Source organism: Nostoc sp. (assembly GCF_036918245.1).
Lineage (GTDB): Bacteria > Cyanobacteriota > Cyanobacteriia > Cyanobacteriales > Nostocaceae > Nostoc.
The window spans coordinates 19,839-29,650 of the sequence record NZ_JBALEF010000038.1; the positions used below are offsets into that span (position 1 = coordinate 19,839).

The following is a 9,812-nucleotide window of genomic DNA, read 5'->3' on the forward strand; positions in this document are numbered from 1 at the left end:
GCATACTCCTATGGAAACCCAAGTTGCGTATTCATTTTAATCGGGTTTACCGTGATGATTGTGGTTATATTCAGGAAACCAGTTCTCATCTAAGATTTGTTCTAAAGAACCAATGGGTATAAAGGGAAATATGTCAATGGCAAGTTGAGAGCGATCGCTTGCTTCTGTCCTTGCATCTTGATAACATTTATCAAATATTTCTAAGATGTAAGGCTTAAGACTAGGACTATCTTTAAGTTCATCCTTAATCTCTCTACGGAATGTCCTAATTTCACCTTTCCAGTGCCCTTCATTTCGCTCTCGTTCCACATTCCAGTATGTGAGCTTAAGCAGATGTTCAAAAAGTCGAATTAACAAACTTTTCACCGTTCGCTTCTGGCTCCTGCCAATATCTTCCAACTCTTCAATTAAGTTATTTAAATCCACAGATGAAAACTGACTATTGCGAAGTTGGTTGATGGTTGTCCTGAGCCAAAGGTAATAATCTTGGTCATATAAAGTCTGAGTTATTGGTTGTATTTCGATCACCATACACTTGTTAAACTACTATTATTTGTATTATACACTGTGTATTTTATACACCAATTTTGCTTCAGGTTGTGAATACTCAGAATTGCCTCCAATCTCTCACCAAAATAAAAATACTCCCTGTGACACCATCATAATAAAGAAAGTTAAGTTGTTGGTTGATTGATTATATAAGCGACTGGCCTGTGCGGAAATCTTCAGTTGGTGTTCCAGGTTGGGATCGTAGCCTTGGGCTGCTAATGCTCCATACTCAGTATCCATCATGCCAAGGTTATGAATTTCAGTTAGAGTGCAATACCAGAAATATTCCTTAAGTTTGAACTAAAGCTTACTGAAAGAATGAGGTTTTAATTTACCAAGTCACTGAGAATATACGAGATATAATTCATCAACCTCCAAATTCTCAGCCCTAGAAATTGATTATTAGTGAAGGGAAAAGATAGCTAAAACTAAAGCAACAGACATTCTTTCATTAATTGAAGCAGATAAACAGTTAGCCATAACTTGCACGTAATTAACGCTATGTGCGACTTATTGTTAAAACCCCGCTTCCATTCCTCTCCCCGAAACAGAGAGAGGCTTTGATTCTTTCTCCCCAACGCTAGTAGGGAAGGGGTTGGGGGTTAGGTTTGAGAGTAAAGTTGCACATGGCGTTATATTAGGGCATTAAAATTACCAAGCTATTCATTCATCATGAGGTATAAAAATGACTGCTACAAATGATCAGCGTAAAATTCGTTATGCCGTTGTTGGTTTAGGTTGGTTTGCCCAACAAGCTGCCTTACCTTCCTTTGTACACACTGAAAACTCAGAATTAGTCGCACTGGTTTCAGATGATCCCACAAAAAGCGAAGAACTGAGCAAAAAGTACGGTATAAACCATACTTACTCTTACGAGGAGTATGAAGATTGTCTGGCAAGTGGTGAGGTTGATGCAGTTTATATTGCGCTGCCCAATCACTTGCATTGTGACTACACTGTGCGGGCTGCTAATCAGGGAATTCATGTGTTATGTGAAAAACCAATGGCAGTAACAGAAGATGAGTGTGAGGCAATGATTAAAGCTGCCAATGACAACAATGTGAAGCTGATGATTGCCTACCGCTTACATTTAGAAAAAGCCAATTTACAAGCAGTTGAAATTGTCCGCTCAAAGCAAATTGGTGAACCACGAATTTTCAACTCGGTTTTTACTCAGCAAGTAGAAGAAGGCAATATTCGTTTACGAGATGCCACAGGTGGTGGCACGCTCTATGATATTGGCATCTACTGCATTAATGCTGCACGTTATATATTGCAAGATGAACCAATTGAAGTATTTGCTGTAGCTGCCAATAACGGAGAAGAACGCTTCAGCGAAGTAGAAGAAATGACTAGTGTCATCTTGCGTTTTCCCAATGAGCGATTGGCAACATTTACCTGTAGCTTTGGAGGGGCAAGTGTTTCGACTTATCAGATTGTAGGTACTCAAGGCGATTTACGAGTAGAACCTGCTTATGCTTGGCAGGGAGAACTGAAGCATTACCTGACAATTAATGGTGAAACTCAAGAGCGTACTTTTGAGGATCACGATCAATTAGCCGCTGAATTTACCTACTTCTCTGATTGTATTCTGCAAGATAAAAACCCAGAGCCATCTGGTACGGAAGGATTGATTGATGTTAGTATCATTCAAGCACTTTATCACTCAATTGAGACGGGTAAACCTGTGCAGATCCAAACTCGCGATGCCTGCGGCGGTAAACTACGCCATCAACGTCCCACATCGGCTCAAACTATTGAGCGTCCTCCTGTTGACGAGAAGCCAGACTTGATTCATGCTGCTGCACCTTCTGGCGAGTCGTAAAGTAGCTTTAAAATATCCTTGACCAAATAATATCAGCTTGGTGAGACAAGTTACTCTGAGTAGTTGGTTAAAGGTAGGCAAACTTGCGCCACAGTGTAGTAGTCATGTTATAGCGATCGCTCAATAAAAAAGGCAGATAAATCACTGTCGGTTCAAGTAAAATTACTGCCGACAATGATCTATTCTGCCCCATGAACAACTAAAATAAACTAAGGATAAAGACCTCTGTCAGTCAGCGCTTGCGCGACTCTACCTACCCCCAGTGTGTAAGCTGCTAACCTTAAAGAAATTTGGCGCACCTCCGACTGATGAATCACCTTGCGGTACGCTTGTACCATCAAATGTTCCATTTCGCGGTTGACGCGCTCCTCATCCCAAAATACGTAAGAAAGACCCTGCACCCACTCTAAATAACTGACTACTACACCGCCAGCATTTGCCAAAATATCGGGTAGCACTGTCACACCCCGCGCCTCTAATGCCAAGTTAGCCTCAAGAGTAACCGGGCCGTTAGCTGCTTCTGCTACAATCTCCGCCTGCACCTGATTCACATTTTCTTCAGTGATTTGGTTCTCCAAAGCAGCTGGTATTAAGACATCGCAGGGTAAAGTTAATAAATCTGCATTGCTAATTGGTACAGATTGCGGGAAACCCACAATACTCTTGCGATTTTCAGCGGCGTAGACTTTTAACTTGGGAATATCAAGACCAACTTCGGAGAATATTCCCCCAGCACCAGTTGAAACCGCGATAATTTTCGCACCTGCTTCATATAATAATTCTGCTGCGGCACAGCCGACGTTACCGAAACCCTGAATAGCTACTGGCACTCCTGCCAAGGATTTACCTCGATCTGCTAGCGCCTCACGTACAGTAATCATCACGCCACGTCCAGTTGCCATTTCTCGCCCTAGAGAACCACCAATCGAAAGGGGTTTTCCAGTTACAACTCCTGGTACAGCATGACCAACATTCACAGAGTAAGTATCCATCATCCAAGCCATCTCACGGGCAGAAGTACCCATATCTGGCGCAGGAATATCTACGGAAGGCCCAATATCTTTAATCAACTCGCTGATATAACGGCGGCTGATTCGCTCTAATTCACCAACACTGTAGCGTTTGGGATCTATAGCAATGCCACCCTTGCCACCACCGTAAGGAATACCTAACAAGGCACATTTCCAGGTCATCAGCATTGCTAAAGCGGATACTTCCCGCAATGTCACAGCCGGATGGTAACGAATTCCACCCTTGTATGGGCCTAAGACATCAGAGTGCTGTACCCGATGTCCGGCGAGAACCTGTATTTCCCCATCATCTAGCTTCACGGGAATGGAAACCGTGACAACCTTACGCGGGTGGCTGAGAATTTCCAGCAAACCCTGATTTAAATTTAATTCTTTAGCTGCCGCCTCTAAGTAGCTACAGGCTTGGTCAAATGGGCATATATGCGCTGGAGAAGCAGGTTCTGACAGCAACAGAGATTTTAAAATCATAAAATTTTCTCCTAATCGCGGTATCTTTACGAACCGAATCTCATCTTTACTTAAGCCTATCCTTTTTTTTGGGAAAAATAAGAATTTTGTAGTTTTTGTTACAGTTTTATATTGTCTATCTTGCTTTATATGCAAAGCAGTATACGGACTAATACATTCACTCTAGACAATTTAGATTTTCTCTAGTTCGCCCAGTTTCTCAGATGTTGAAATCGCTTCATATTGTCATCAACCTAAGAAACCTAGCCTTCAACTGGAGTGGCTTTTACCTCCTTATCTTTAACCCGAACTCAGGTTGGTTACGATCGCCCTGGCGGATTCCGCCAGATAGCTCAATGGCTGCCATCGCTCTCTATAAATAAAGGCGTCGCACTCAGTCGCCTTTTCCTGTAAGAAATTGATCGCTTCCCTAGTTTGATCCAGCCAGTGGTTCTGGTGCATTTGTTCTAGGAGAGTAGTTTACTGCTGTAGGCATCGCTTCGCACCGTTGATTGCCTCTTCCTCTAAAGTTGCTATGAAAGGCTTTGCCTGTGATGAGAATTGGCTTGTTACCTGCCGATGATGTAGGCTTTGACAAAATCTATAAAAAAAGCGATCGCACTGTGATGCGATCGCTTTTTGATCTAGTTTGAACGGAAAATCATCGTTTCAGGCACTTGAAATAATCGAATGTACAAAAAGCCTTGCAATATCCTAACCAGATGAATTTCTTCATCCACTATGAATAATGCTATCGAGTTGGAGTTCAAGATAGATAGTTTTAAATCCGCTGTTGTTTAGGGATTCACCAATTTGGTAAAAACCGCGTTTGAGATAAAGCATCCGGGCTACATAAGAAGAAGGATGTTCCCAAGTATACAACCGTAAGTACCTTTTTGCTTTTGCTTGTGCTAAGTCGATGGTAAAGTCTAATAGCTCTTTTCCAATTCCTTTTCCTCGAAATCGTGATGCTACACAAAACCAGCCTAACCAGTCAGCTTCTTGTTCGTCTTCGCTTTCGCAGTATAACCCAGTTAGCCCAATTACTTGGAAAGATTCCTCATCGATAGCAACCCAGTAATTGAGTTGGGTAATTCCGCTGTTTGAAAACCATTGAGCATATTCATCTAGATATAAACTTGCCACCAGCGATTGCCCATGACTACTATTACTCACGCCTGGGAAAACTTCCTCTCTTAAGTGAATTGCTTGCTCCAAGGTTGCTATCGATAATGATTCAATGTACATAGCACTAGTCACTCAAACTTAAAGTAGCCATACCTTATATCTAGGCTACGATCTCAATTAATCTGTAAATTTTTAGGTGAGCAGGCAGACTTAAGTGGGAACCATTATTGCTGCCATTCTCTCTCTTCATCCTGAAGAACTAATTTTACCCTAGCTTTCATACCTAATTTGCTTTTCCTCTTTGAGTTTGTTTTTTTTCCTATTTGAGCATGGCACCAAATCGAAACGAAATACGAGCAAGTCCTGAATCTGAATGCTGTTTTCGTAACTTGGCTCAGGTAAATACCAAAAGTAGTCCTGGCGCACATGATCCATCCGAAATCCGCATTTTTGATAAAAAGCAATGTTGGCGATACTTGAATTAGACGTGCCAACGAGCATCTGCCTCTTGCCGCGTTGCCTCGCCTCTTGAATCAACCAAGTAATGAACTCCTTACCTAAACCCTGCCTTTGAAACTCAGGGGCTATACCAAGTTCCATAATTTCGCAGGGGTCGCTGCGCCATTTCATCGTTGCTGCACCAACCAAGTGTTCGCTGTCGTCCATGCGATATACAGCATCAACGAGGTTAGCGAGCCCCCATCGCAGTGCACGCTCCGATTGTTCTGCCAACAATAGTATCGGAATCAGCGCTTCAAGTTCGTCGTCACGAGCTTGTCGAATAGCGATCGCCATTCACATTCCCTTTTAATCACAATTTATTTTTCAAAACTATAGTACCAAGTTGAATTAATCGATATAAACCAGGAAAAGTAAATTACAGCTATTTTCAGGTAAATAGACCATGTGGTAGGGGCGCAAGGCCTTGCGCCCCTACAAGAGATGTGGTTCAAATACATGAAAACTGCTATAGTCATCTACTTAAAAAGTAGATGTTGAACGTTTTAGGTTTTTGACTTGAGGAGGCGACAAGGAAGCTAAAGAGCACACACAAGTTTTTACCTTGCTAACGCGATCGCAGCATTCTGTCCCCCAAAGCCAAAACTCAAACATAATACCTGTCGAATTTTACTTAGACGTGCTGCTGTCACGATATCTAAATCAAACTCTGGCTGCTGCAATCCTAAACAAGGTGGTAATATTTGATGCTTTAGGGCCATGAGAGAAAAAGCTACACCTAAAGCTCCAGATGCCCCTAGTGTATGACCTGTGCTTCCCTTGGTGGAACTAACTGCCACGCCTTGAGGAAACAAACGCTGGATTATCATGCTCTCCATCTGGTCATTTAGCTGGGTAGCTGTGCCATGAGCATGAATGTAATCGATATCGCCTGGTAATAGACAGCTACGTTCTAGACATTGTTTGATAGCAGCGATCGCACTTTTCCCTTCAGGTTCTGGTGAATTACTATGATATGCGTCGTTAGTTAAGCCGAAACCGAGAATTTCACCATACACTTTTGCTTGACGCTGCTTTGCCAACTCTGCTGATTCTAAGACAAATACAGCCGCGCCTTCACCCAACACTAAGCCTTCTCGATGCAAATCAAAGGGATAAGCCCCAGTTTTTGCCAAAGCACCCATCTGCTGAAATCCAGCTAAAGTTAAGGGTGTAATCGGTGCTTCCACTGCACCTGCGATCGCTTGTTGACATTGCCCAGTTTGTATAAGTAAAGCTGCTTGGGCAATAGACCAAATTCCAGTAGCACAAGCTGTCATCGGTGCCAAAACTATCCCCGATGCACCGATTTGCCTGGCAGCTGCGATCGCATTGATATGAGGTAATATATTTAGCCAATTTCCAAAAGAGGACATGGGAAAATTCTTCGCGTTATACATTTGCCGCGCCAGCATTTCCCAAGACGCTTGATAAGAGCGACTCGATCCAATGACTACAGCACAATCAGCTAAAGGTGCAACTAACCCAGAATCTTGTAAAGCAGAAGCAACAACCATCTGAGTTAACATTGTCAATTCAGATGGTTGTTGACCAATCAAACCGAGAGGAAGTGGTGTAAGTTCTGGAAATGGTTGATGTAAGCGAATTCCAGATTTACCTGCGATTAAATTTCGCCAGCTATCCTCTAAGCTTCCACCCAAAGCGGAAACTAGACCAATACCAGTAACAACAATTTTGACCAATTTAGGAGTTAGGAGTTAAAAGTGAGGAGTTAAAAGTTAGGAGTTTTTTACTACCTCCCTCGCACCCTTGCTCCCCTGCTCCTCTGCTCCCCTGCCATCTTCCTCCTACTGTCCAGGCGTTTTCAGGTTTTCAGCACCTTGAGTGACTTTAGCGGAGTCAATGCGATCGCCTTGCTGAATTTTGTTTACTACATCAAAGCCTTGAGTGACATTGCCAAACACGGCGTAGTTACCATCCAAAAATGCTAGATCAGCCAAAGCAAAGTAAAACTGGGCAGAAGCTGAATCTGGTGATTGCGATCGCGCCATCGCTACTGCACCTTGTTTATGGGGCAATACGACAGCTTGAGCAGTAGCATCAAATGGTTTATTGTAAATCGGAGTATCTGAACCTTTGGGCTTAACTTCTAAAGGTATATAACGAGCATTTCCCGTTTTTGGGTCAATATAGCTACCTGTTCCCAGTCTATCTGCTGGAACTTTCGGGTCTTTGCTTTGGGGATCGCCCCCTTGAACTACAAACGGTTGGGGTTCGCGCACAACTCGATGGAAAGCTAAACCATCGTACACACCCTTTTGCACTAAATCTACGAAGTTGCCGGCTGTAATGGGGGCATCAGTGCCGTCTACTTCGATAGTAATCGGCGAACCTTTAACCGTGATTACCACAGTAGCCTTGCCTTCGAGGCGCGGTAAATCTGCCAGTCCAGGAACACTCTCACTACTAGTTTGAGATACAGATGTTGCTTCAGTAGTTGTCTTGGTACTTGCCTCGCTTGTGGCCGAGGTAGCAGTCGAGTTTGGAGAAGAGCTATTAGAAGCGACTTGCTGTGTTGAACATCCTCCCAACATTAAGGCACTAATCATCACAAGAGAAAGTAAAAATTGTGAAATTTTTAACCGCATTGCCTGTTACCGATTTAACCAGAGTATCTTATCTTTTTGAGGGGCATTGGGCATAAGAGGCAGAGGGGCACAAAGCTTGGAGCAGAGGAGAAAGAGGTAATTTTTATTCTCCCCCTTGCCCCCTGCTTCCCCTCTTCTTACTCCACTCCCTTAAAGTCCTTCTAACGATACTCCCAAAAAGCGGGCTAACTTTGCGCCATCTGTTTCCAACTCTGTTAAAGATAAGGGTTGTCCAACCCGTGTTAAGGGTATATCTCGCCGTCCCTTAATGCGTAGATAGAGGGCGCGACGGGGATTAAGACCTTCTTTTACATCTATTATTACAGATTGGACATTTTCTATGCGGCTATCAATCTGAATTCGGCGGTTTTTGCCAGGAAACCCCCAACGGAAGATTTTAATTGCGCCAGTTTCTTGATCAAATTCGTTGTAACCGCCTCCAATATCCAATAAAATCACTAGCCACAGGTATGTGGCTAATAACAAGCCAGCAGTACCATATAACCCCATCACCAATCCTTGGGGGACGAATATCAGTTGAGTGGGATCGGAAACTATGAGTAAATTAACTTTTAAATAACTGGATATTCCAGCCAATAAAAAGCCGCTTGCTCCCAAGGTAACGATAGTTGCCCACCAGTAGTTACTGAACCGACGAGAACCGAGAACATTTTGGTGCAGGAGGCGATCGCCTTTGTTAATCGTTGTTGATGTCGTCATTGAACTACCATTGCCCGTGAGATACTCGCTGTCACATACTCGCACACTGAATGCATTTGCATAGAGTGGTGGGTTCCTGTGCCAATCCGGCTATTGCTTAAGAGGCACCCAGAGCTATGTTTGAAGTATACGGGAACCCTGCCGCAGACTATAAATTTTTCACTTTGTACCCGACAAATTTTACTGTCCCGGATAATGCTGGCTTACTTGTACTACGGGACAAACCACTTAGGCTATTTGTATTTAGTCAAGATGTGCCAACTTCCTTTCTCCTTGTCTAAGGTTTCACATAGGTTTTCCAGAGGTGTATCAACAACCGTGGCGGCGAACTGACTATCCGCATTTTACCAAACATCGTTGACAAAAACTCAACTGCGCCCTTCCATGTTCCTGCTACCGATATAATTTTTTAGGGAATGTTGTACTATTTTTTCACTCAATGGCTGATAAAAATTCTTTCTCCCTGCCCTTCTGCCCCCCTTATTCCCTGCTATCGTCTCCCTGCCTATTTTTGACCTCTTGAAATGAGTTACCTACCTACGTCTATCTACATTAAATTTTTTCAGATTTCTGAGAAAAGTTGTGTCAAATTGTAAAATTTCTGATATTCATATTATTTATAAGGTTCGTGTTTCATGCCTAATTTGCTTCTGTGTATCAGGCAAAAACCCTGAGTAGTGTGATAAGTTAAGAATCATTAAGTTACCACAAGCTAGATTACTAGCCGATGGTACGTGTAATGTCATAACCCTGAGAAATAATGACTTAACTAGTCAGCAAGCTCTCAGAATCTCAGTTGGTTAAAAGCAGTTGAGATTGTCAAAAAAAACGTTAATTCCTCACGGCAGTCGGTTACACTGGCTCTCCGTACTGTCTTAGAAACGTTGCAATTTTAGTAAAAAAAGAGGATTTTGCTCTAATGACCATCGCAGTTGGACGCGCCCCCAGTAGAGGGTGGTTTGACGTTCTCGACGACTGGCTCAAGCGCGATCGCTTCGTATTCGT

At 43.0% G+C, this 9,812-nt stretch carries 10 protein-coding genes; 1 reads left to right on the forward strand and 9 read right to left on the reverse strand.

Annotated features, from left to right (window positions below; genetic code table 11):
• Positions 1-36: 36 nt before the first annotated feature.
• Together V7L12_RS08910 and V7L12_RS08915 are read right to left on the reverse strand one after the other, a co-directional pair.
• Positions 37-531: a DUF29 domain-containing protein gene (locus V7L12_RS08910; protein WP_335083952.1), complete on the reverse strand. Its 495-nt coding sequence runs from the start codon at positions 529-531 to the stop codon at positions 37-39.
• A 96-nt stretch (positions 532-627) separates the two neighbouring features.
• Positions 628-792, reverse strand: coding sequence for a hypothetical protein (locus tag V7L12_RS08915; protein WP_335083954.1), 165 nt, complete (start codon positions 790-792; stop codon positions 628-630).
• 442 nt (positions 793-1,234) lie between these two features.
• On the opposite strand from V7L12_RS08915, the gene V7L12_RS08920 reads away from it, so the two are divergent.
• A complete protein-coding gene (locus V7L12_RS08920; protein WP_335083956.1) occupies positions 1,235-2,374 on the forward strand; it encodes a Gfo/Idh/MocA family oxidoreductase in 1,140 nt (379 codons plus the stop codon).
• A gap of 209 nt (positions 2,375-2,583) precedes the next feature.
• Here V7L12_RS08920 and V7L12_RS08925 read toward each other — a convergent pair whose 3' ends face one another.
• From V7L12_RS08925 to V7L12_RS08955, 7 genes are all read right to left on the reverse strand, one after another.
• On the reverse strand, positions 2,584-3,873 hold the full coding sequence (locus tag V7L12_RS08925; RefSeq protein WP_335083958.1) for a Glu/Leu/Phe/Val family dehydrogenase: 1,290 nt from the start codon (positions 3,871-3,873) through the stop codon (positions 2,584-2,586).
• 279 nt (positions 3,874-4,152) lie between these two features.
• Positions 4,153-4,314 (reverse strand): hypothetical protein, encoded by a 162-nt coding sequence (locus V7L12_RS08930; RefSeq protein WP_335083960.1) that lies wholly within the window; start codon positions 4,312-4,314, stop codon positions 4,153-4,155.
• 270 nt (positions 4,315-4,584) lie between these two features.
• Entirely contained in the window at positions 4,585-5,100 is a 516-nt protein-coding gene (locus V7L12_RS08935; RefSeq protein ID WP_335083962.1) for a GNAT family N-acetyltransferase, read from the reverse strand.
• 150 nt (positions 5,101-5,250) lie between these two features.
• Positions 5,251-5,775, reverse strand: a complete 525-nt coding sequence (locus V7L12_RS08940; protein WP_335083964.1) for a GNAT family N-acetyltransferase — start codon at positions 5,773-5,775, stop codon at positions 5,251-5,253.
• Between the two features lie 263 nt (positions 5,776-6,038).
• Positions 6,039-7,181: a beta-ketoacyl-ACP synthase gene (locus V7L12_RS08945; protein ID WP_335083966.1), complete on the reverse strand. Its 1,143-nt coding sequence runs from the start codon at positions 7,179-7,181 to the stop codon at positions 6,039-6,041.
• 105 nt (positions 7,182-7,286) lie between these two features.
• Entirely contained in the window at positions 7,287-8,087 is an 801-nt protein-coding gene (locus tag V7L12_RS08950) for a peptidylprolyl isomerase (RefSeq protein WP_335083968.1), read from the reverse strand.
• 150 nt (positions 8,088-8,237) lie between these two features.
• On the reverse strand, positions 8,238-8,807 hold the full coding sequence (locus tag V7L12_RS08955) for a photosystem I assembly protein Ycf4 (protein WP_334819346.1): 570 nt from the start codon (positions 8,805-8,807) through the stop codon (positions 8,238-8,240).
• Between the last annotated feature and the right edge of the window lie 1,005 nt (positions 8,808-9,812).

What these genes read in the sequence shown, in the direction of transcription:
- V7L12_RS08910 (WP_335083952.1), bottom strand. Translation starts at nt 531, where the DNA reads ATGGTGATCGAAATACAACCAATAACTCAGACTTTATATGACCAAGAT.
- V7L12_RS08915 (WP_335083954.1), bottom strand. Translation starts at nt 792, where the DNA reads ATGATGGATACTGAGTATGGAGCATTAGCAGCCCAAGGCTACGATCCC.
- V7L12_RS08920 (WP_335083956.1), top strand. Translation starts at nt 1,235, where the DNA reads ATGACTGCTACAAATGATCAGCGTAAAATTCGTTATGCCGTTGTTGGT.
- V7L12_RS08925 (WP_335083958.1), bottom strand. Translation starts at nt 3,873, where the DNA reads ATGATTTTAAAATCTCTGTTGCTGTCAGAACCTGCTTCTCCAGCGCAT.
- V7L12_RS08930 (WP_335083960.1), bottom strand. Translation starts at nt 4,314, where the DNA reads ATGCACCAGAACCACTGGCTGGATCAAACTAGGGAAGCGATCAATTTC.
- V7L12_RS08935 (WP_335083962.1), bottom strand. Translation starts at nt 5,100, where the DNA reads ATGTACATTGAATCATTATCGATAGCAACCTTGGAGCAAGCAATTCAC.
- V7L12_RS08940 (WP_335083964.1), bottom strand. Translation starts at nt 5,775, where the DNA reads ATGGCGATCGCTATTCGACAAGCTCGTGACGACGAACTTGAAGCGCTG.
- V7L12_RS08950 (WP_335083968.1), bottom strand. Translation starts at nt 8,087, where the DNA reads ATGCGGTTAAAAATTTCACAATTTTTACTTTCTCTTGTGATGATTAGT.
- V7L12_RS08955 (WP_334819346.1), bottom strand. Translation starts at nt 8,807, where the DNA reads ATGACGACATCAACAACGATTAACAAAGGCGATCGCCTCCTGCACCAA.